Source organism: Candidatus Saccharibacteria bacterium, assembly GCA_016700375.1.
Classification (GTDB): domain Bacteria; phylum Patescibacteriota; class Saccharimonadia; order Saccharimonadales; family UBA4665; genus JAGXIT01.
In genome coordinates this window covers 727302-749242 of record CP065016.1, presented here as the reverse complement: position 1 = coordinate 749242, position 21941 = coordinate 727302, and the positions used below count along the sequence as shown (strand labels likewise).

Here is a 21941-nt window from a genome sequence, read left to right as displayed (position 1 = left end):
GGTAGCATGAAAAAAATAAAAGCAGTCGACTTGAGGCTGCTTTTATTTTGTACGCTTCTTGCTCTGCCACTTTTCTATGTCATAGATCAGCCGCTTGTGAGCCGGGCAATACGGTTTTCTGTCTTGTTGCTTGCAGCATTGTTTGTGGTGAGCACCAGTATGCGACACCAGCTTGTTCAGAACTGGTATGGCCTACCGAAGCTTGTCCGGTACGTGACTACGTTTATGACCGTTATGATGGTGTTTTCGACCGTGCGTTCGCCAGATATCGTAGAAGTTCGTCTGTTTGGGCTCACCCCGGAGTATCTAGGATTAGTGACCTGGGTTTCATTTTTAACTTTGGCGATAGGTCTTATGGATATTGCTCAGAAAGCTGTGCGATCGAAGATAACTTTGTTCGTCATGATTGTTTGTATGCTTGGCTCACTGTATATCAATCAGTTCTATATACGATACGGCTTTCGTGTCAGTGGATTGTTGCTACAGGCAACATCAATGGGTATGTTTGCGAGTATTGCGTATGCTATTGGCCTGAAGTCCATTTCGGTGCACAGACAACTTTTCTGGAAAGGGATGAGCTGTGCGCTTGCGTTCGTGGCTGCTGCTACGGTGGTTTTGACACAGTCAAGGATTAGCTATTTTGTCTTGGCCGTGCTCTCGGCAGGAGCAGTTATGGTGGCGTGGAAACGAAGTAAGATTGTCGTCGGAATTGCACTGTTCACACTGCTGGCTGTTTCTGTTTTGCCTAGACTAGAAACCAATTATTTTGATCGTTTTGGGGCTTCAAGCGTAAACCGTGGTGTTTCGTATCGACTGAGTTTATACAAAACATCGGGACTCGATATCGTAAAACACAACAGCGTTATCGGGAACGGGGCGAACAGTCTTCCTCCTGCCATCAATAATCAAAATGAGGTCCCAGAAGATATAAAGAAAAGCCTACGCACAGGTGAGCTCTTTATGTCCACCCACAGTCTTTACTTTGACGTTGCGTATTACTTTGGTCTTGTAACCTCTGTTAGTTTGATGGTACTTACGATTATTGCAGTGCATAGATACGTGCGTAGACGTGGCTATTTCATGTTGGCATTGTTTGGCATTTTGATAGCAAATGCTCTATGCAATACGCCGAGCCTTGAGCTGACCTTGTTATACTTTATGGTTTTATTTGCAGCCTTTTGCCCTACTAAACTAGCAGATAGACATGCGTCGAAAGTTACATAAAAATATCGGTAGAGGGGCGGCATGTGTGCTGGTAGCCGGCGTAGCGGTAAGCGTATTGCTCCCAATACGCGTGCATAACGCTGCGCTACAAGCTCAGAGTTTGTCCTGTGGCGCACTAGGTACGACAATCAACGACAGGATACAGTCGGCAACCGCCGTAGCCTTACAGAAGGCAGTAAGGGAGTATCACGCACCGGCTGGTTTCATTATGATTATGTCTGTTCGGTCCGGTGCGATAGTTGCCGCCTCGGATTATGTCGAAGGGAAAACGAGCAGCGCAATGGCAGAAGCCGGCACCCCCTATGAGGTTGGCTCGGTCATGAAGCCACTCCTTGTTGCGGCGGCACTTAACGAAGGAAAGATTACACCGTCATTTTCGTATTATGACGCAGATAAGGTTACCGTCGACGGCAGGACAATCGTCAATGCAGTCGCTCATGGTACTGGACACAAAAGCTTGGAAGATATTATTGTGCTATCACTTAATACCGGGGCAGTGCATGTGCTTCAGAGAATGGGAGGGGATAGCCTGGGAGCACAAACAAGGGGTTTGTGGCATGACTATCTGACAGATCGTTACAATTTTGGCACGGCTGGATTTGCGGTGGAAGGGATAGATAAAGTTGGCACCGTCCCGCCCGTAGGCATACCAGATGCCCGATACCGGTATGCGCAAACAGCATTCGGGATTGGTCTCACTATATCGCCGGCGCAACTTAGTGCCGCATATGCTGCGGTAGTTGGTGATGGAAACTATCGTCGTCCGTTTCTGTGCGAAGATACAAACAGCACTTTACATAAGGGTTCTAGGATTATGTCTCAGCATACGGTTGACTCGATGCGATTTTTGCTGCAGAAAGCTCTCCTAGTTAGTAACCCTGGTGGAAGTATTCCAGGGCACATCTCTGGCGGTAAGAGTGGCACGGCGCCTATTGCCCAGAGCGAAGGGACCTATAATCCGGATAGTAATAATGGAACATACATAGGCTACTATGGGAAGGATGAGCCAGAGTATATTCTACTGGTCCGGCTTACAAACCCAATTACGCAGAGCTATGCGAGCAGGGCAGCTGCGAATGTTTGGGCACAGTTAGTGGCTACTTTGACTCACCACAAAGTGATACAATAACGAAGCATTATGAAACCCAAAATATATTTACCAACTGCCATACAATGCATCGGGCTGCCGCTCCTGGTGCTCTTACTTACTGCCCTGGCAAATGTCACGTTGATACGTCAGAGATTCTTTTCGACTGATTCGGGCGACATTGCGCTTGGGTACGTTGCAATGGTTGGGTATCGGTTAGACAATGATGCGGTGAATGGTTTTGGAGTTTTTTTGTTTTGGGCATTGGTAGGAGCTCTGGGTTATGCGATTGCCGGGCTGCTGGTTTTTCTTGTACATTCTTTTCGTTCAGAGCTGGATTTTAAGCAATATATTGCCCCTATGTCATCAAAATCAGCTGGGGAGGCGCATCGAGTGGAAGTGATTCGCTTGCTCGTACGTTCGATTGCGCTTGCAGGACTAATTGTTTGGGTTGTATTGAGTCTTTCCTTTGCCATCCCTTACCTCGATAAACTTGGCAAAGAACTAGTAGTTTCTGGTGATGTTATTTCGGGTATTCTGCTTGTCGTATGCGGGGGGATACATGTATTTATCCCCATACTGCTCAGCCGTCTATTCTTGCTTCGCGCACGAGTATTTGGCTCATAAGAGTAAGAGGCTATTTGCTGGTGCGCGCAGCAGACAAATGCTTGCGAATGGTGTCGTGACCATGATGGGTAAATAGAGCGGTGCGCGAGTGTTTGCGGGCATGAATGTGAAGCTCGCGTATGAACACAAAAATGCCGACCGCAACGAGCGCCCACATCCAGTCAAGGAAACCTAGGGGCGCGCTACCAAAATAGTGGTTGATGGGGCTGTAAATGATGAGGCAGACGAGTGTCAGCGAAAGGGCGTAGGCGCCCCACAGAGTGCGGTTATGGAACTGGTAGCGCGTAAACAGGCCGTGTTCGCTGCGTCGCTGCAAGATGTTAGCGAGCTGTATAAGCGCAATCGAAAGGTAGGTCATGCTAGTGGCCCCCATATGTATGAGACTGCCTGGTTCTATGTGCGAAGCAGACAGGCCATGTCGCCAATAGTAAAACAGGTAGTTGCCAAAGGCGAGCAAGCCCATAAGCAAGCCTGCCCACACTAAGTCGGTTATGCTGACGCGGTTTAGTATGTGGTGATTGAGCTTGCGCGGTTGTTCTTTCATGAGCTTGCCCTCGCCTTTGTCGCGGCCGAGTGCGGCTATGGGAAATAATTCGGCTATGAGGTCTATAGCTAGAATTTGCATGACGGTAATAGCAAGCGGTATATGAAATGCGGCTGCCGCCGCGAGGCTGGCAAGGTTTGCGACAAGCTCTGCGGAGTTACTGGTGAAGCAACTGAGCGTTCCCTTTTGGATATTGCGGAAAATAGTGCGGCCTTGCTGCACGGCGCCGACAAGGGTATGAAAGCTGTCGTCGAGTAGGATGATATCGGCCGACTGTTTGGCCACATCGGTACCAGTAACGCCCATTGCGACTCCTATATCGGCGCGCTTGAGGGCGGGCGCGTCATTTATGCCATCGCCTGTTACGGCCACTACCATGCCGCTTTTTTGGGTTAGCTCGACTATGCGGAGTTTGTCTTCGGGAGCTACACGGGAAAAAATGGTGCCACCGCGTCTTACGTGAGCCAAAATTTGTTCGTCACTGAGTTCGGGAAGATCCTCGCCAGCTACCACCGTCAGGTGTTCTGGTTTGTCGGCGAGTTTGGCGCGCACAGCTATGGCGCGGGCGGTTGTAGCGAAGTCTCCGGTAATGATAGAAATAGCCATGTGTGCCTCGCGTGCGGCAACCATGGCGGCAGGGACTTCATCGCGCAGTGGGTCAATCATGCTCACCATACCCAGGAACGTCAGCTCTTTCTCGGCATCCTCTAAGGGGTGTTTATGAGCCTCAAAACCTTTGGGCAGTTCACGGTAGGCGAGCGCTAGGTTTCGCTGGGCCGCAGCAGCGCGCTCTTCATGGTAGGCTAGCAGGCGTTTGGTGTCATTCTCAGTCATTGTACGCGTGAAGGTGTGGTCCCAGAGCTTTGTCGAAAGCTCTATAACGCTTTCAGGCGCGCCTTTCACGAACAAATATTGCTTGCCGTTGTATTCGCGCACACTGCTCATGCGTTTGCGGGCGGAGTCAAAGGCGTATTCTTTGGTTTCGGGGTAGGAAGTATTGAGCGTGGTTGGTTCTACCCCAGCTTTGCGGGTAAGGGTAATGAGGGCGCCCTCAGTTGGGTCGCCAATGACATGCCAGGTAGCATGTTCGTCGTCGGGTGGATTGACTTGAGCGTTGCTAGCGAGAGCGGCGGTTTCAAAAAATATTCGCATTTCTTCGAGTTTTTTACCTGGGACTGGCTTTCCGTCTCTGTTAGTGACAACTCCATTTGTTTCGTAGCCAGTGCCGGTGACCCCGTATTCTGTCTTTCCTATGAGAATTTGCTCGACGGTCATTTCATTTTTGGTAAGGGTGCCGGTTTTGTCGGTAAGGATGACATTGGTTGCGCCCAGCGTTTCAACAGCACTCAGTTTTTTCACGAGGGCACGGGCGCGGGCGAGCTTGCCGGCTGCTCCGGCCAGAGCAGTATTGATTTCGGCGGGCAGCCCCTGCGGAATCAGGGAACTGGCAATGCCTATGGCAAAAAGTATGGCGTCTTTTATGCCAAGGTCGGCACCAATGGCTATTGGCAGCAGAATAGTGCAGAGTAGCACGGTGCCCCAGGTGACTTTTGTAGCAATGTTATTCATTTCCATTTGGAGCGGGCTGAGAGATTTTTTGGTTTCTTGGCTGAGGCTGGCAATACGCCCGAGCTCGGTATGCATGCCGGTCGCGACAACCACTCCGTACCCTTCGCCGGTAGCAATGGTGGTGCCCATGAAGACCAGATTTTGGCGGGCAGAAAGGGGAACGGTACCGGATAGGGCGTGTTTGAACTTGCGCGTTGGGTTGCTTTCGCCGGTGAGGGCAAAGTCATTGGTGGTGAGTTCGTCTTCGCGCAGTACTCGCAGGTCGGCCGGTACGCTGTCGCCAGCCTCTATACGGACAACATCGCCCACAACCAGTTCGTACGAGGGAATTTCCACCTCTTTGCCTACGCGCTGCACCTTGGCTTTTGCCACAACCAGTTTTTCCAGTGATTCTATGAGTTTTTCGGCTTTGAATTCTTGAAGATAGCCAATCATAGTGTTGAAGAAAACGAGGGCGAGTAGCACAATGCCCGCTCGGCTATCGCCTAAGTAAAATGCCAAGCCAGAGCTTGCAACCAAGAGTAGTATCATGAAGTCGCGGAACTGGCGGGCGTAGCCCATGACCCACCATTCTTTCTTTTTGACATCGAGTGCGTTTGGCCCGAGTTGCTCGTACCGTTCCGCCGCTTCGTGTGCGCTAATTCCTTGCTCGTCCGACTGAACCTGCTTCAGTACCTCTGCTGGGCTCAACCGGTAATAATGTAGCTGTTTGTCTTCCCCCACCGTGTTCATAGTATTAAGTATAACTTTTTTAGTGCAAAAGAACAGAGGTTAACTTGGGACTACTTGCTACGACATGGTACACTAAATTGTAAGATATATTACAAAAAGGAAGGTATAAGATGAAAACAATCCCACGATGTCCGTATACCGGCATTGCTTGTCCTCGGGTTACGGACGGCCTGCCACATGAAGTACTCTCGAGTTCGGTAGGCGGTAAGGGGGTGTTTGAACTTCACCTAGGCCGGATGGCACGGCTTGCAGATTTTGATAACGCTACGCCATGTGATGTGATGGAAGAGCCAGTACTTCCTGAAGTTGGCCAAAATGTTCCCGTCACTACAAAAGGAGAGGTTGCGGTTGTTGTGGGGCCTACCGCAACTACGAGTTGTCTCGAGCTTCATCCTTGGGGTAAAGTGGCCTAGCCTCACCAAATCTCTCTTTCTCGCGTATAATAACACCTATGGCTGAGGAGCAGAGGAAACGGTTGGCGGTGATTGACGGAAAGTCGGTCTTTTACCGTGGGTACTACGCTATGTCAAACCTCAGTACCAAAGACGGCACGCCTACGGGCGGCGTGTTTGGGTTTGCAACCATGGCGCTCGAGGTCATTCGTCGCCTCAAGCCAGACTATGTAGCGGTGGCGTGGGACAAGCCAAAAACGAACATTCGCTCGCGGCTTGCCATATACCCAGAGTACAAAGCAGGGCGCAAGCCAGCACCACCAGACTTTTATGAACAAATCCCGGTGCTGCACGAACTTCTCGATGCGTTTGGCTGGCCGCTGTACGAACTCGATGATTACGAGGCAGATGACATTATGGCCACACTCGCACACGAAGCGAGCAAAAAGGGTATAGAAACGCTGCTTATTACCAGTGATATGGATGCGCTGCAGTGCGTCGGGCCGCTAACCAAAATGTACCGGCTGAAAAAGGGTTTAAGCGACATAGAATTGTATTCGCCAGAAAGTTTTACGGCCAAATACGGCATAGAGCCCGAACAATTTCTTGACCTCAAAGCGCTCAAAGGCGACAGCTCAGACAACATCCCGGGTGTGCCGGGCATAGGTGAAAAAACTGCTATACAGCTGCTGCAGGACTACAAGACCATGGACGGCGTGTATGAAAACCTCTGGCAGGTGAAAGACAGCGTGCGCAAAAAGCTCGAAGCTGGTAAAGAAAGCGCTTACATGAGTAAAAAACTTGCCGCGCTGTGGTTGGATGCGCCCGTGCCGCTCGACCTCGAGCGGATGGACGGACATATGGGTGCAAACCCAGTAAAGATTGTTGAGTTACTCGAAAAGCTTGAATTTAGGAGCCTTGCCCGCCAGCTACCCGAGATTTTACACGTGGATTTGCAGCATCATGAATCTGGCATTACGAATCATGGATTTACCGTTGGAGAGAACCGTATCATCGACGATGAGGTGAAACTGGCTTCTGTAAAAATCCCAAATGGGGCGGAGCTGGTAGTGTACGGGCGCTCGGCTGGAGTAGCGGGGCGTGACCCGAAAGTGCTCATAGTATCGGCAGACGACAAGCTGACTTATGTGTTTGACCTAGCAAAAGTTGATGCTGCAAAAGTCTTTTCAAAATTCAAAATTCAAGATTCAAGATTCATTGGCTACGACGTGAAGTCTAGCCTAAAGACACTGCTCGGTATGGGGGTGGAGAAACTGCCCGAAGTCGCACACGATATACTGGTTGCGGCGTTTACGCTCAATAGCCTGATTCGTGCGCAAACATTGACCGATCTTGCCGCTGACGTACTCGGATACGACGGCTCATCTTTTGAAAATATGAGCGACGAGGAACTGCTTGGTCGCGGTGCTGAAATTGTGGCCGTAATACGAGCCATAGTCGCTAAACAGCGCGAAGAATTTCAGGCAAATTCCAAATTCCAAATTCTAAATTCTACTGTCGATATGCCCGTTATACCGGTACTCGCACGTATGGAGTACGCGGGGATTCAGCTCGACACATTGTACCTGGCACAGTTTTCTGAACAAATCGAGGACAGCATCTCCGACCTTGAACAACAAATTTATGGTCATGCTGATGCCGAGTTTAACATTGCCAGTCCGGCGCAGCTTGCGACTATACTTTTTGACAAACTTGGGTTGCCAACAGCGGGTGTGAAAAAGGGTAAGACTGGCTACAGTACAGCGGCAAGCGAGCTGGATAAACTGCGCGTAGCTCACCCCATAATTGACCTTATTAGTCAGTACCGTGAGGTGACGAAGCTAAAAAATACCTATGTTGATACGCTGCCAAAACTGGTCGACGGCCATGGCCGTGTGCACACCACATTTAACCTCACCATTGCCCAGACCGGCCGACTCAGCAGCACCGACCCAAACCTGCAAAATATACCGGTGCGCACAGAACTAGGCAAGCATATCCGGGCGGCGTTTGTGGCGGGCAAGGGCAGGAAGTTCGTGAGCGCCGACTACAGCCAGTTTGAACTACGCCTTGCCGCAGCCATGAGTGGCGATAGCGAGATGGTGAGTATGTTTAATCGCGGCGCAGATATTCACCTGACCACAGCGGCCGAAGTGTATGGTCGAAGCCCCGAAGATGTCACCAAACAGATGCGTTCAGCGGCAAAAACCATTAATTTTGGTGTGCTGTACGGTATGAGCCCGCACGGGCTGGCGGCTGCAACAGGTATGAATTTTACACAGGCTAAGTCGTTTATAGACGAATATTTCAAGGTACGCGCGCCGCTCCTCGGCTACCTAAACGGCCTGAAGGAACAGGCCAAAAAAGATGGCTACGTCGAGACACTGCTGGGCCGCCGCCGCCCGATGCCAGACATACATTCGAGCAATTTCATTGTGCGACAAGCCGCCGCCCGCGCGGCAATGAACATGCCTATTCAGGGCACCGAAGCAGACCTGATGAAACTGGCAATGGTGGCGGTGGAAAGGGCGTTTGAGGCGCGAACTGTGCAAGGTCAGACCTCTCAAAAAGTGCAGCCTGGAAGGTCTGACCTTGCACAGTTCGCCAGTAAGCCCCAGCAACTGCTTCAGATACATGACTCTATCCTTGTCGAATGTGCCGAGCAAGATGCTGAAAAAGTGGCAGACATACTCAAAACCACCATGGAAGCCATTTACCCGGATCTCCCTGTAAAACTTGCAGTAGACACCTCCATAGGCGACAACTGGGGCGAACTGTAGCTCCTAGGTGTGTCGCGATATTGATTCCAACGTAATACATTTACAAAAAGTATTACGTATGGTATATTTCTTACCATGAAAACATATGCGACATCTACCATGACAAGCAAGGGGCAGATTACCTTGCCGGCAGCATTTCGGACAGCCATGAAACTACAGCCCGGGAAGCGGGTAGAAATACGTATGCATGGTAATCAATTGACTATTTTAGCTCCTGTGAGCATTGAGACTGTTCGAACAGAAAATAGGGAATACATGCGCCAGCACATTGTACAGGTGCCGACGCAAGAGCAGATTGATGCTGTTAAAATAGCTGAGTATCGCCAAAAATATGCGTTAGGTGAAGCATAGTATGCAAAAATCACTCGATGCAAACTTCTTGCTTCGCTGGCTTTTGGGTGATGTGCCCACTCAACAAGCTTTGACGGACAGGGTTATGTCTGGCAAAGACATTTTGCATGTCGCGGACATGGTACTTGAAGAGATTGCATACGTCATGGAAAGGGTAATGGGGCTGCCTCGTAGCATGGTAGCAAACAATTTCCGCGCCATCATGGCGCAGGCAAATGTAAACTGCAATAGGTCAGTACTCTCCGGAGCATTGCCGCTGTATGAAAAACATACTGCGTTATCGTTTGTTGACTGTTGCCTAGCGGTGCATGCTGAACTGAACGGTGCTATACCGTTGCTTACATTTGATAAAAAACTTGCTCGTCAATTACCCAATGTTGAACTAGTAGAATAAAGAGTTATGGAGAGGCTGTATTCACTAACCGAAGAGTATGGACTAGGTTTATTAACAGAGGCTGATAAGTCAGTGTTGAGTGTTGGCATCTCAACGGCTGGTGCAGCAGAAATACAGATGGCGCAGCGGTTATCTGAGCGTCGTATCATTGCCACGACTATTGATAGGTCGGGCGTTGGTCTGGCTCAAGACGCAGTGAAAAACGCTGGCGTTTCTGACCAAGTAGAGGTACGTTTAGAGGATATCGCAAGCGATCTTCCATATGCAGACGAAACATTTGATTTTATATACGCTCGACTGGTTCTTCACTATTTGCCAAAACAGCAGCTAGAGAAAGCGGCGCAAAATATTGCCAGGGTAGTCCATGGTGGCGGTAAACTATTTGTCGTTGTTCGGTCGACGGACTGCTTAGAAGCGAAAGACCCCAAGTCGCTGTACGACTCAACGACATGCATGACTACGTATCATACTATCGACCGCCCCACTGTCACATCACGCCGGTATTTTCACTCAGATGATTCGATAACAGATGTATTAACAAGGCACGGATTTGTGATAGATGAACTGACCCACGTAAAAGAAGCACTCGCGTTTGGTTTTGAGCGAGATATACTTTCGACTCACAAAGACGATCTCATACAGCTTGTTGCAAAGAAAATTGCAATCAGATAACAGAGTTTGGTTGTAAGGAGAAGATGAACATCATGAGAGATTAGGTTAGAATGACTCTCATGGAAGGTTTGTTTCTCATGTTGCCACTTTTTGGAGTAAACATATGGCATGCTATTTTGCTATATACCGCAAAGTTGAAAACAGGAGCGTATGCGAGTATCAGTGAGTCTGCAGTTGTGAGTACGAAGCTGCTACGCTGTCATCGCATAATACACATTTTGGGAGCAGGGTGTTTTATTGCTTTTGCTTTACGTTCTTATGACTCACTAGGGATGAGCGTTGGGGTGCTTATAGCTGCGGCCGTATTTGATATTTTGCAGGTCGTTCATCTAAACCAAAGAACCGATCATAGTCCTTTTAAGCTTCACGACCCTCACCAACTACTGGCATGGGCAATGGCGGCAGGCTATATGTTGTTTTGTCTGCTTTTTGCCATTCACGAGCATGTTCCTTTGGTGCTAGTCAGCGGGTACCTCGCTGCGCTTCTTTTGGTTGCAATATGGAATTACCTGACTCGATTTGCTAATTTTTGGCTCGCGCAAATGGTCTTTTTTGTGCTCACTTCGCTAATGATGGGATTTGTGGCCTATAAATCATATCTGGCGAATACACACCTGGCTATTTTACCTAGGGAAAATTTGTTACTGGGTGCCGTGGTGATGGCACCGGCGCTGGGGTATGTGTTTCGGCGAGAGCCGTTTGGTAAACACTGGTCAATTAGCCTGCATGCTTCCGCGCGGCGAGATACAACATTTGTTTTCGGCGGTGCCATGTTTATCGCAACGGCGCTGCTAGCAGTGTATTTTGAGGGCTGGCTCATACCGAAGTATGACTACGGTGTTGCGCTGCGGTATGCCCTTAGAGCGACTATAACGTGTTTGGCTTTACTGGCGGCAATCCCGCACTACGAAGGCAAGTGGCAGGGGAGAGTCCACGTTGCGATTTCATGGGCGATGGTTGTTATCATGCCTGTTATTTTGCTGCTGCATGCGCTTGAAAACTTGGGCACAATGGGCGGCTACCTTGCTCTGCTGGCAATAGCCATACAGGCAACGTTACTCGGAATATTTTGGGGCATAAAAGGCATGCACGAGCGTTTTGCCTTGCTGCAAAGCATTTTTATCGCAGTTTTCTTTGCCGCCATAGTCATTTTCGGTTATTTGTAATGTGTATCAAAATGTCATGCAGAGGACACCTAGTTGACATTCTAGATGTATTTTGATACCATTATCGCTATGAATAGCACATCACGCATAACTATACCGGTCGATGAAAACTTTCGCAGTCAACTTGCTTTAAAAGCGAGCAGCCTAGGGTTTGATTCTATCCAGGCTATGTTCCGATATGTGGGAAGGGCGCTGGTGGACGGGCGCCGGGTTGATTTTGGGGAAGTAGAAGACAGCTGGGGTTCGCCTCCACAGCATGTCGTCGAACGGTGGAGACAAAATGCTGTAGAACATGAAAGAGACAAAGCGAGGGGGGTCGTCAAAAGCTTTACAAGCTCCGACGACGCTCTAGAGTACCTGAACTCTCTATGAAGCCGATTGAGTTTGATAAAAGTTTCATAAAAGCGTACAAAAAACGTATAGTACATGACCAAAAACTCAAAAAGCGTTTTGGTCTGCGTTTTGCACAATGGCAGAGCGGTGAACGCAGCGCTCCCTTATTTGACCATGCGCTCGGTGGGAGTATGCTGGGGTTTCGCGCTTTTTCGGTTAGTGGCGATGTGAGGGTTATTTACTACGAAACAGACGAAGCGTATGTTTTTACGGATGTCGGCACACATGCACAGGTGTACGGGGAGTGATCGCAGTGTGGCAGAAATTTGGGGACTATCGGGCAGGGAGAAGGGTGCGAAAGCAGAGTTCGGGTGCGCGGACGGTGTATGAAGATGTGCAGGTTAGTTTGCGCAACGAAGTGCCCATAGCGAGTCGTCGTTGGCGCGGGCAGCCCGATGTGCAGCGTTTGAAACCACTTATCGAACAGGCCAAAAAAGAGGCTAATGACATAGAGTCTTCTGCAAACCTGAGTGGTGCAAAGGCATGGCACTGGCTGCGGGCACTGGTACTGCAAGCGCCGCAGGCGGCATTGGCACAGGGGCAAATGGACAAGCACCCCCACGGGTACCATAGTCGGGGGGAGCGTTTGTACGAGCTTATAGACTTTAATGACGCCTTTGTCTCGACGGTGCTGGCGCTCGACGAACCGCTGTTGGCGGGGTTTAGCGACGAAGCGAAACGGCTCATGGACTGGTTTTGCAAAAGAGTCGGCGTACGGGCCTTTAGCGACGAGCAGTACCAGGCTATTGTGCAGGGGCTCAGTCGCGAAATAGCTGTGTACCGCGGTGTGCAAAAGGAAGGCTTTGCTGCATCAATGACCAGCCGGGCAAGCGACGCCCTGGGGATTGACATGATTATCACGGACCGAGCAACCGGAAAATACGTAAACATTGACTGCAAAGCCCCAAGTGCCTACCGTCATCGTATTTACGACCTACTGCGCGAGGGCAGACTCACCGCAGAGGAGGTGACAGCGGCGGAAATGCTGGGCTACATAGGCGAAATGAACGGCCACGGCGGTGAACGTACCGAAGTTATATTGTGGCGAATAGAAAAGGAACGGTACGGCGAAATTGCAGGGTTTAGTTTTACTGACACTACCGAGCTTGGAAAGGCAATCCGCGCTATACTGGACACATATGGAACAGCAACGACCACTCATAGACGATAAACTCGCGCGTGAACTTACTCGCCAGCTAAAGATTATTAATTTCTGGATTAGCTTGTTCGGAAGCATTATCGTTATCACGCTGCTTATGCTCGGGCTCCTTGTTTTTAAGGTTGTAACGTACGTGCAAAGTACCGAACAAAAGGTGAGTGACCTGCGGCAAAAAACAGTGAACACGCTGAATGTAAAAGACGACTTATGTAAAAACAGTGTGCTCAGCGGCAGTGGCTACTGCAAAAACTGAACCCCTGCGTAAAACGGGTAGGTGATTAAAATATATTGACAATAATATTTTGACATGGTACCTTGGTATAGAAAGGTAGCTTTGAACATGCCGGACAAAGAAAAAATAGATGACAGTTTCGCCCCATTACGCAAAGGGCTGCTTGAGTTTGCTGTGCTCAGTACAGTTTCTCGGAGCAAGGTATACGCAGCAGACATCCTTGAACGGTTGCTTAGTACGCCGTTTGCCACCAGTGAGGGCACACTGTACCCGCTGCTTTCAAGACTCAAACGCGATGAATATCTGGCGTATGAGTGGGCAGAGAGCGAAGCTGGTCCGCCACGTAAGTATTACAGTCTAACGCCAGCAGGCAAGGCGCGCCTGACGGAGCTGCACGTGTACTGGAACGATTTATATAAAAGCCTTGAGGAGCTAGGAGGCAAGCAATGAAAAAGGTGACTACTATTAATTTGAACGGGCGGGCCTATCAGGTTGAAGAAGAAGGGTATGAAGCCCTGAAGGCCTATCTGGACAAAGCAGAGAAAACACTCGCTCATAACCCCGATAAAGAAGATATTGTGAACGATATTGAGCAAGCTATTGCCGATAAGTGCGATGCTGAGCTAACGAGTGGAAAAAACGTTGTGTCTGCACGAGTCGTGCAAGACATCTTGGAAAAGGTTGGGCCTGTTCACGAAACCGATGATTATGACGACGAGAAAGTAGAAGTTTCAACGCAGCAAGAGCAACGCAAACTCTACCGCTTGCCAAAAGATGGCAAGATTGCGGGCGTTTGTGCCGGGCTGGCAGCCTATTTTGGCACAGACGTGACCGTTATGCGGCTACTATTTGTGGTTCTTACTTTTGTTACGCAAGGGTTCATGATTCTCGTGTATTTGATACTTGCTATTGCGATGCCAGAGGCCAAAAGGCCTGAAGAGGTCGCGGCAGCCTACGGGAGGCCCGATACGGCGAAAGAAATCGTTGGTAAGATGAAGCAAGTGGCTACAGATAAGGACAATGTTGCACGGGTTGGTTCGGTTATAACCACTATCGCGAAAGTCGTGGCAAATATTGCCATTGTCCTGATAGTCATTGGCCTTGTGGTGTTGACTGGTTTTCTGGTCGCGGGAGTATGGGCGGCGCTACTCGATGAGCTCAAGATGAGTGGGACGTTGGCGGTCATAACACCGTGGAAACAAATAGCATTTTTTGGGGCGGTATATGTGCTACTTGCTTTGCCACTATTCTGGCTGTACCGGCTGTTTGACAGTGTGAGTCACCCGAAACGAGAAAGTGGCCATAACGATTCCCGTGTCTTAAACATTACTACCGTCGTATTATGGACCATTGCGCTCTTTAGTGTGCTTACGTTTGGTGCTATATATGGTGAAAGTATTAGCGATTTTGCGAATCGCAATGACGGCTACATTAAAGTGGGCAGTAACGCCATATGTATTGACGATAGTAAGTGTGGTACCTACTACGAGTGGTACGAAGAAAACGGCACGCGGCATGTAGAGGGGATTAACCCGTCGCAAACTCCTGCTGTAACAGGCGAATGGCGTTAATCACTGCTCGGTACGAGGAAGCATTGCAAAATTAAAGCATTTATGCTATAATGCTTACATTATGGTGAATGACAGTCCGCGAATCATCCGAATCATCGTATTTTTGCTAATTGTTATTGGTCTTATATGGCTCATTATCCTTCTCTTTAGTAAGGTGTTTAGTGGCGGTAATCAGAATGCACCTATCGTAACGACAAAGTTGAGCTCATATGCGCACAGTGGCACGGCAGCCGAATTCCTCATAGACGGGCCGATAGTCGTCAACCAGAACCACCGCAGCATACGAATTACAGTCGAAGCGTCTCAGAGCAAGATTGAGCTCATGAGCGGTTATGAGGGCCAAGTTATACGCCAAGAAGTTTTCCCCAACACACAAGACGGATATCTTAACTTCCTCAAAGGTTTAGATACGCTGGGCTTTACAAAAGGGAACAAAACGACCCTAAAGGACGAACGCGGGCAGTGTCCGCTCCAGAGCCGCTATGTGTACTCGCTGAAAAACAATGGCAGCGACGTGCTCCGGTACTGGTCTACTTCGTGCGGCACCGGTAGTTTTGGCGGGAAGCGAGATGCGGTGAGGCAACTTTTTGAGCGCCAAATCCCTCCTGTGACGTACAGCGAGTTTACCCGCGGCATGACTGTGCGTTAACTTGCTACAATAAAGCATATGAAAATACGTGCGGTTGTATTTGACTTATACGGAGTGCTTGGCCTTAATGGCTGGCAACAGTTTAAAGCAGAACATTTTTCTGAGCGTTCCGACGAATGGGAGCGCCTACGACGGCTGGGACAGCGGGCAGACGCAGGGTTAGCAACCCAAGAGGAGTTTGTGCAGGCTTTAGCTGCAGCGACTAAACAAAGTGAACGAACAATTCGGCATCAGTTTGAACATACCCGGGTTAATACACCTTTGCTAGATTACATTGCTGGTGAACTCAAGCCAGCGTACAAGATTGGACTATTGAGCAACACGAGTCACGACGTATTTCAAAGCATATTTTCTGCTGAGCAGTATGCATTATTTGATGCCGCTATAGGTTCATTTGCCGTTGGCCTGACAAAACCAGACCCGGCAATGTTTGTACTGATGTGCCGCGAACTAGACGTGGAGCCAGAGGCTTGCGTGATGGTTGATGACAAATCTACGCACCTGCTGGCTGCTGAAACTATGGGCATGCGAGGTGTTCTATACCAAACGGCCGAGCAGACCATACAGGACCTACGGGGTATGCTAGCCGATGATTAAGGCCATTATTTTTGACTGCTTTGGCGTGGTGCTCACCGATTCGCTTCAGGAGATTCGTGCTTCGCTGGCGCGCGAAAATCCTGTAGCTGCTCTTGAGGTAAAGGACATTGTCGCCGCAAATAATAGGGGATTGATAGAGCCTCAAGAATCAAATACGAGAATAGCCAATATTCTTGGTATGGACGTCGAAGATTTCCGGGCTCAAGTACGCGCAGGAGAAGTGCGCAATCAACAGCTTTTGGACTATATTCTCGTCCTTCGAAAACACTACAAAACCGGTATGCTATCGAACGTGGCGATGGGCAGCTTAGACAGGCGATTTCCGAATAACGAGCTTGCGCGCTATTTTGATGCGGTTATTGCCTCTGCCGAAATTGGGTATATAAAACCCGATGCCAGAGCGTATGGTATTGCGGCTGAGCGGTTGGGTGTGCTGCCGAACGAGTGTGTATTTACCGACGACAAACCGGATTTTTGTGAGGCGGCGCGCCAGGCAGGCATGCAGGCAGTCGTGTATACGGATTTTGTTCAGTTTACGGACGATTTGAACGCATTGCTAAGAGACGCGAAACAGTAGTTTTTTCTCTGTTTGAGCAAACTTTTGAATGGCTGGTGCATTTAACCGTAGCGTACCAATGAGCGCTGCGCTTCGCGCGGCAATGAGAATCGTACGTTGCTGGATTGTGACTGTCACCTCATGGTCATAGTGTCGCCGGACGTATTCTTTTATAGCCTGCGCTTCGGGGGGAATATCAAAATCCTTGTTGCTGAGTATGTCTGCAAGACCGTCCATAGAGCTATAAGTATCTGGCATTAATGGTTAAGTATCAAGTACGGCAAGGTTGCCTGCAATATCCTAATAAGCTTACTGTACGTTCGGATTATTGAAACATCTTGAGGTTGGGGAGGTGTACAATGGGAGCATGCCAGAGCTACCAGAGGTAGAAACCATACGCCGCGGGCTTACGACACTGCTTGTCGGAAAGACCGTATGCGGCGTTCATAACTACGGGAGTCTAAAAAGTTTTCCGAACGTACCAGCGGATGTTAAGCAGTTTCTGGTGGGGGCAACAGTCTCGCGAGTGTGGCGAAGGGCAAAGATGTTGTTCATCGAGCTTTCAAGTGGTTATACGCTAGCATGTCACTTGAAAATGACAGGGCAGATTATTGTAGTGAGTGATCACGAGCGGTGGGGAGCGGGGCATCCAAACGATAGTTTTGTGCGGGAACTGCCAGACAATACCACTCGTGAGCACATTGACTTCACCGACGGTACCCGTATGTATTTTAACGACCTTCGTAAATTTGGTTGGATGAAACTGTATCCTACGAGCGAAATACAAAACATGGATTTTATGAAAAAAGTTGGCCCCGAACCGCTAGAAAGTTCATTTACGGGTGAGGTGCTGTACCAGCGACTGCAGCGGCGAAAAAATACGTCGATTAAAGCAGCTATTCTTGACCAGACCGTACTGGCTGGGGTTGGGAATATTTACGCAGATGAGTCACTGTGGGCGGCGAAGATACACCCAAAAACACTCGTTAAAAACGTATCCGCAGCAAGTATCCACTGCCTAGCATCTGAAATCAAAGCCGTTATGAAGCTTTCCATAGAAAAGGGCGGCAGTACCGACAAAAACTATGTGAATGCCGAAGGCAAAAAAGGGAGCTACCTGAGCTTTGCGAATGTGTTCCGGCGTGACGGCCAGCCCTGTCCGCGCTGCGGCACAACCATCACCAAAATCCGTGTCGCCGCCCGCGGCACCCACTTTTGCGAAGTTTGTCAGTCGTTATAGTTTTCGCAGTAGTTGGTGGACGGTGGTTGGGTTTGGGAGGCGATAGTTAGCCAGAGTACGGCCGCGGCCGACTTTAATAGTGTAGGCGGTAGGCGGTAACGCTGCAAACATGTCTTCGTCGGTGGTGTCATCGCCTATGGCCATAACGAAATCATATTCTGACCCTATAAGCCATTCTTGCACAGCATGACCTTTGCTAATATCTAGCGGGTGAACTTCTAGCACCATTTTACCGTCTTTTATGCGTAACCCATGGTTCTGTGCGAGTGGTCTGAGAAGTTGCTTTAGTGCGATGAGATTTTTTTGTGCCGAAAATGGCGTTGCATTCCGGTAGTGCCAAGCAATGCTATAAGTTTTTTGCTCTGTCATTGAGCCAGGCGTTTTTTTAGTATACTGATTAAATATTTTTTCTACCTCGTCTTTCCATAACAAAGACGACTGGGTCGTCTGCCTCCAGCTTTTATGGTCATGGAACCTAATCCATCCGCCATGTTCCGCCACCAGGGTGATTGGAAGATGACCCAGCCATGTGTGGAGGTTATTTTTTTCGCGCCCACTAATGACAACGACATGATTTTTTGGGTTTTTTGCGAGCTTTCGGAGCAGTGCAATAGTTTCACTAGATGGCTTCGCCTGCTCTGGTCTCTGTACTATAGGTTGAAGTGTGCCATCATAATCAAAAAGGAATAACCTTTTATGGGCGTATTTATGTTGTGCTTTGAGATGACGCTGTAACGACTCGCTCAGCGTACGGGTTATGCGAATGGTTGGAACTGGGATTGGATGCTCGAGTAAGTCAATAAAACCAGCAGCCCACTTGTCTATGGTATTTCGGCGCAGTATACGTTGCATTTTGCGGGTACGACGCAGAAAGCCACTCGGGGTCATGTTGAGCGCGTCGGTTAAGCCGGTGACAAGGCTGCGTAATTTGTAGGGGTTAACCAGTACAGCATCTTTCAGTTCTTCGGCAGCACCAGCGGTTTCGCTGAGAATGAGTATGCCATCGCTTTTCGGGTGACTTGCCAAATATTCCTTGGCGACGAGGTTCATGCCATCGCGTATAGGGGCAATGAAGGCAACATCGGCGCGTTGATAGAGGGCAGCATACTGTGCAAATGGTAGCGGTGAAAAAATAGTTTCTACCGGTTGCCAACGGCGCGTACCGAACTGGGAGTTAATTTGCTCAACCAGTTTTTCGACATCGACCCTGAGCTTCTGGTAGGCGGCTACTTCTGTACGTGATGGCATGGCTTGCATGACCATAACTACTTTACCGCGAAGTTTCGGATTTTCTGCAAGCAGCATGCGGTAGGCCTTTAGCCTGCCTAGGAGGCCTTTTGATGGGTCGAGTCGGTCTATAGTAAGAATGACTTTTTTCCCTAGGTATTTCCAGAGTAACTTTTTGTGTTCAATAGTGACTTCGAGCGAACGGCTAGCATCGGCAAACTTGCGGTAATCGATGCCAATGGGAAGGTCAGTCACGCGTACAACGCGCTCCGGGAGTACTACTTTTTTGGGTGCTACTAACCCAATCTGCAGTTCACGACTGCATGACAGAAAGTTTTCTACATAAGCAGATGTATGCATGCCAATAAGGTCTGCGCCCAGAAGTCCTTTTGTCAGCTCGGCTGCGTGCTTCGACTCAAGAAATATATTGCTCGAAGGGAAGGGGATATGAAGGAAAAAGCCAATGTGACTTTTGGGGCGGGCAATACGGAGCATTTCTGGGAGTAGCATAAGCTGGTAGTCGTGCAGCCAGAGTCGGTCAGTTTCGCGACTAAGTGATAAAGTGGCCTCGGCATATAGTTTATTTACCTCTTTATATGAGCGCCAGTTTGAGGGCGTGTCACCTGCGTCGACTTTCATGTGGTGAAAGAGCGGCCAGAGCACGCTGTTGCTGTAGCCGTTATAGAAACCATCTAGTTGTTTTTGGGTAAGGAAAACAGGGTAGCAATGGTGTTTGCGAAGCTCGACCGTAATATGCTTTCGTTCGCCGTCGGTGAGGTCGTCGCTAGCTATACCGGGCCAGCCTATCCAGCGATTGGCGCCAGTTGTGGCGTATGAAGACAAACCAGTCGCTAGCCCTCCGGCCGAAGGGGAAAATTCTAGCTTGCCGTCCACCTTTTTCACGCTCACCGGCAGCCGGTTGGAAACAATCACAACTCTCGGCATGTACATACATTATCGCACATAATCCTCCGGCCCGCTGTAGCACACTTCGCAAACATTCATACAAAACAACAAATCTTGACAAATCACAAGCTTTTTGCTAAGATATATATCGTTCAATGAAAAACAAAAAAGGTTAGTCCATATGTCCCAAGAAGCAGTCGCTCACAGTACAAATAATGTTGGTGAAATCTCGGCATTCATGGCTTCGAATGAGGCTCTTAACGACCCAATTCTACGGCGTGATTATTTTGAACACATGAATGGTGATGGCTTCATCGACTTTCTTCAACAGACTGCATCAGTTGTGCGTACTGGAGACAGCGAAGCAAGACAAGCATTTGATGGTGAAAAAGTAGGACTCATGGGACATGAAGTTCCTGACCAGCGCGAGAAGCAGGCGCTCCTATATGAGACTTGGGATGTTGCTCGGGAATTCCTGCATGACAGAAGCCTATCGGATGCGGATGCGCTTGAGCGAGCTGCGCTCGCGGTAGCGGGGGGGGTGTTGCTTGCCCATCCTTTTATCGATGGTAACGGCAGAACGAGTCGCATAAGTTCCTTTCTCATTGCTCGCGGCCCTACAGATGAAGCCGCTATTTCTGGAATCGTAGGTCAGTCAAGTGGCGCAGGTGGATGGGAAGTTTCTCCTGTTAATTTAAGATTGCCTTCGCGAAAAGAATATAAAGGTAATCAACCAGATGATATTGACTGGGAATTCCAATTTGCGGGTGAAGGGGAAGATGCTTTAGGTGGAATTGTGGCAAATAGTTTGTACAAAAATGCTGCCCTGAGGGAATTTATTGAAAATCACAGGCAGACAATAGGTTCCCGGCTTAACAACTGCACACAAGAAGTCGAAGGCAGAAAAGTACTTAGTGGAGACAGGTTTCTGGAAGAGATAGTCGCAGATGAAAATGGCGGCATAGCGAATGCTAAAGAAATCCTAGGAATTCTTCGCAAACAAAAAGCGGCAAATGTACGACGATACTTGCAGGCTCTGCTTGTTGAATCTCCTACTGGCCTCGTAGCGTCAATCTCCCCAATAGAGGGTAAGGCTTACGAGGAACTTCACATTAGAGATAGGGTGGTTGCCAAGTACCTGGGAGAAAATGCCGTTAATGGTATGTTGACACCTATTCAGCAGCAGGTTCTTCAACATCGTAGATTCTCTAAGATACACCGTAATGAACTTGAAGCTAAGGAGTCTGAAGCGGCCTAGGCCGTGTAAGTTATATTGGACTGGGATTGACAGGGAAACTACAAAGTATATACTTGGTAGTATGAGTACTACAAAAGCATCCGATACAACTGTTATGAGTGTGAAGGTGAAGAAAGACCTGAAGGCAAAAGCACAAGCGGTGGCCGGGCAGTATGGCATACCGCTGGGGACTTTGCTGAATGCGTATATGCATCAGTTGGTTTTGACCGGGCAAGTGTATTTTCCAGCGGTCGAGGTGGCCACGCCGCAGATGGAAAAAATTATCGCCGAGATTGAAGCTGAGCGCAAAGAAGGTAAGACCATCGGTCCGTTCGAGACAGTCGAGGAATTTATAGCCGACCTAGAGAAATGACTGTGAGTATCGAGTATCACCCTCGGTTCAAAAAGCAGTACAAGAAGCTTCCGTCTTCTGTGCAAGCACGTTTTCAGCAGAGAATAAAACTTCTGATTATTGGGCCAGATAACCCTACGTTGCGGGTGCATGCCCTGAAGGCTGAGTACAAGGGCTACTTAAGCATGAATGTAACCGGAGACATTCTCGCATTGTTCTACTACGAAGGCACAAATGTAGTAGTTTTTGGCTTTATAGGGACACACAGCCAGTTGTATGGGTAA

General features: G+C 49.0%; 25 protein-coding genes. 22 read left to right on the top strand and 3 right to left on the bottom strand.

What is annotated here, in order from left to right; translation table 11 throughout:
* Nucleotides 1–6 precede the first annotated feature (6 nt).
* From IPP75_03910 to IPP75_03900, 3 genes are read left to right on the top strand one after another with little or no spacing between them, the layout of a single operon-like run.
* Nucleotides 7–1224 (top strand): O-antigen ligase family protein, encoded by a 1218-nt coding sequence (locus IPP75_03910; GenBank protein ID QQS69041.1) that lies wholly within the window; start codon nt 7–9, stop codon nt 1222–1224.
* Nucleotides 1205–2353, top strand: coding sequence for a hypothetical protein (locus IPP75_03905; GenBank protein QQS69040.1), 1149 nt, complete (start codon nt 1205–1207; stop codon nt 2351–2353). Before IPP75_03910 ends, IPP75_03905 begins: the two co-directional genes overlap by 20 nt.
* A 9-nt stretch (nt 2354–2362) precedes the next feature.
* Complete coding sequence (locus tag IPP75_03900; protein ID QQS69039.1) at nt 2363–2938, top strand: hypothetical protein; 576 nt, start codon at nt 2363–2365, stop codon at nt 2936–2938.
* Between the two features lie 10 nt (nt 2939–2948).
* Here the strand turns inward: IPP75_03900 and IPP75_03895 are convergent, their stop codons facing one another.
* A complete protein-coding gene (locus IPP75_03895; protein ID QQS69038.1) occupies nt 2949–5783 on the bottom strand; it encodes a cation-transporting P-type ATPase in 2835 nt (944 codons plus the stop codon).
* A 110-nt stretch (nt 5784–5893) separates the two neighbouring features.
* Here IPP75_03895 and IPP75_03890 point away from each other — a divergent pair, with 110 nt between their 5' ends.
* The 15 genes from IPP75_03890 (at nt 5894) to IPP75_03820 (ending at nt 16716) form a co-directional block, all read left to right on the top strand.
* Nucleotides 5894–6196, top strand: coding sequence for a hypothetical protein (locus tag IPP75_03890; protein QQS69037.1), 303 nt, complete (start codon nt 5894–5896; stop codon nt 6194–6196).
* 38 nt (nt 6197–6234) lie between these two features.
* Complete coding sequence (polA, locus tag IPP75_03885) at nt 6235–8955, top strand: DNA polymerase I (GenBank protein ID QQS69036.1); 2721 nt, start codon at nt 6235–6237, stop codon at nt 8953–8955.
* A gap of 75 nt (nt 8956–9030) precedes the next feature.
* The gene (locus IPP75_03880; GenBank protein ID QQS69035.1) at nt 9031–9306 is read left to right on the top strand and encodes an AbrB/MazE/SpoVT family DNA-binding domain-containing protein; all 276 of its coding nucleotides are present in this window, start codon (nt 9031–9033) and stop codon (nt 9304–9306) included.
* Nucleotide 9307: 1 nt separating this feature from the next.
* Complete coding sequence (locus tag IPP75_03875) at nt 9308–9700, top strand: PIN domain-containing protein (GenBank protein ID QQS69034.1); 393 nt, start codon at nt 9308–9310, stop codon at nt 9698–9700.
* 6 nt (nt 9701–9706) lie between these two features.
* Nucleotides 9707–10372, top strand: a complete 666-nt coding sequence (locus tag IPP75_03870) for a class I SAM-dependent methyltransferase (GenBank protein QQS69033.1) — start codon at nt 9707–9709, stop codon at nt 10370–10372.
* 272 nt (nt 10373–10644) lie between these two features.
* Nucleotides 10645–11538, top strand: a complete 894-nt coding sequence (locus tag IPP75_03865; GenBank protein ID QQS69032.1) for a hypothetical protein — start codon at nt 10645–10647, stop codon at nt 11536–11538.
* A gap of 69 nt (nt 11539–11607) precedes the next feature.
* Nucleotides 11608–11910, top strand: a complete 303-nt coding sequence (locus IPP75_03860; GenBank protein QQS69031.1) for a hypothetical protein — start codon at nt 11608–11610, stop codon at nt 11908–11910.
* Nucleotides 11907–12179: a type II toxin-antitoxin system YafQ family toxin gene (locus tag IPP75_03855; protein QQS69030.1), complete on the top strand. Its 273-nt coding sequence runs from the start codon at nt 11907–11909 to the stop codon at nt 12177–12179. Before IPP75_03860 ends, IPP75_03855 begins: the two co-directional genes overlap by 4 nt.
* Before the next feature lie 44 nt (nt 12180–12223).
* Nucleotides 12224–13102, top strand: a complete 879-nt coding sequence (locus IPP75_03850; protein QQS69029.1) for a hypothetical protein — start codon at nt 12224–12226, stop codon at nt 13100–13102.
* The gene (locus tag IPP75_03845; GenBank protein ID QQS69028.1) at nt 13071–13343 is read left to right on the top strand and encodes a hypothetical protein; all 273 of its coding nucleotides are present in this window, start codon (nt 13071–13073) and stop codon (nt 13341–13343) included. Before IPP75_03850 ends, IPP75_03845 begins: the two co-directional genes overlap by 32 nt.
* An 87-nt stretch (nt 13344–13430) precedes the next feature.
* Nucleotides 13431–13772: a PadR family transcriptional regulator gene (locus tag IPP75_03840; GenBank protein ID QQS69027.1), complete on the top strand. Its 342-nt coding sequence runs from the start codon at nt 13431–13433 to the stop codon at nt 13770–13772.
* Nucleotides 13769–14893 carry a PspC domain-containing protein gene (locus IPP75_03835; protein QQS69026.1) on the top strand — a complete coding sequence of 375 codons (1125 nt, stop codon included), beginning with the start codon at nt 13769–13771 and terminating at the stop codon, nt 14891–14893. Before IPP75_03840 ends, IPP75_03835 begins: the two co-directional genes overlap by 4 nt.
* A gap of 61 nt (nt 14894–14954) precedes the next feature.
* Entirely contained in the window at nt 14955–15542 is a 588-nt protein-coding gene (locus IPP75_03830; protein QQS69025.1) for a hypothetical protein, read from the top strand.
* 18 nt (nt 15543–15560) lie between these two features.
* Nucleotides 15561–16139 (top strand): HAD family phosphatase, encoded by a 579-nt coding sequence (locus tag IPP75_03825; GenBank protein QQS69024.1) that lies wholly within the window; start codon nt 15561–15563, stop codon nt 16137–16139.
* A complete protein-coding gene (locus IPP75_03820; GenBank protein QQS69023.1) occupies nt 16132–16716 on the top strand; it encodes an HAD family phosphatase in 585 nt (194 codons plus the stop codon). Before IPP75_03825 ends, IPP75_03820 begins: the two co-directional genes overlap by 8 nt.
* Here IPP75_03820 and IPP75_03815 read toward each other — a convergent pair.
* Nucleotides 16696–16953 (bottom strand): hypothetical protein, encoded by a 258-nt coding sequence (locus tag IPP75_03815; GenBank protein QQS69022.1) that lies wholly within the window; start codon nt 16951–16953, stop codon nt 16696–16698. The genes IPP75_03820 and IPP75_03815 overlap by 21 nt on opposite strands.
* A 109-nt stretch (nt 16954–17062) precedes the next feature.
* Here IPP75_03815 and mutM point away from each other — a divergent pair, with 109 nt between their 5' ends.
* Nucleotides 17063–17935: a bifunctional DNA-formamidopyrimidine glycosylase/DNA-(apurinic or apyrimidinic site) lyase gene (gene mutM, locus IPP75_03810; protein QQS69021.1), complete on the top strand. Its 873-nt coding sequence runs from the start codon at nt 17063–17065 to the stop codon at nt 17933–17935.
* Here mutM and IPP75_03805 read toward each other — a convergent pair.
* Nucleotides 17930–20107, bottom strand: coding sequence for a bifunctional alpha,alpha-trehalose-phosphate synthase (UDP-forming)/trehalose-phosphatase (locus IPP75_03805; protein QQS69020.1), 2178 nt, complete (start codon nt 20105–20107; stop codon nt 17930–17932). The two genes, mutM and IPP75_03805, sit on opposite strands and share 6 nt — an antisense overlap.
* Before the next feature lie 142 nt (nt 20108–20249).
* Between IPP75_03805 and IPP75_03800 the strand changes: the two genes are divergently transcribed.
* From IPP75_03800 to IPP75_03790, 3 genes are all read left to right on the top strand, one after another.
* Entirely contained in the window at nt 20250–21326 is a 1077-nt protein-coding gene (locus IPP75_03800) for a Fic family protein (GenBank protein QQS69019.1), read from the top strand.
* A 61-nt stretch (nt 21327–21387) separates the two neighbouring features.
* Nucleotides 21388–21678, top strand: coding sequence for a hypothetical protein (locus tag IPP75_03795; GenBank protein QQS69018.1), 291 nt, complete (start codon nt 21388–21390; stop codon nt 21676–21678).
* Nucleotides 21675–21941 carry a type II toxin-antitoxin system mRNA interferase toxin, RelE/StbE family gene (locus IPP75_03790; protein QQS69017.1) on the top strand — a complete coding sequence of 89 codons (267 nt, stop codon included), beginning with the start codon at nt 21675–21677 and terminating at the stop codon, nt 21939–21941. The genes IPP75_03795 and IPP75_03790 overlap by 4 nt, the downstream gene beginning before the upstream one ends.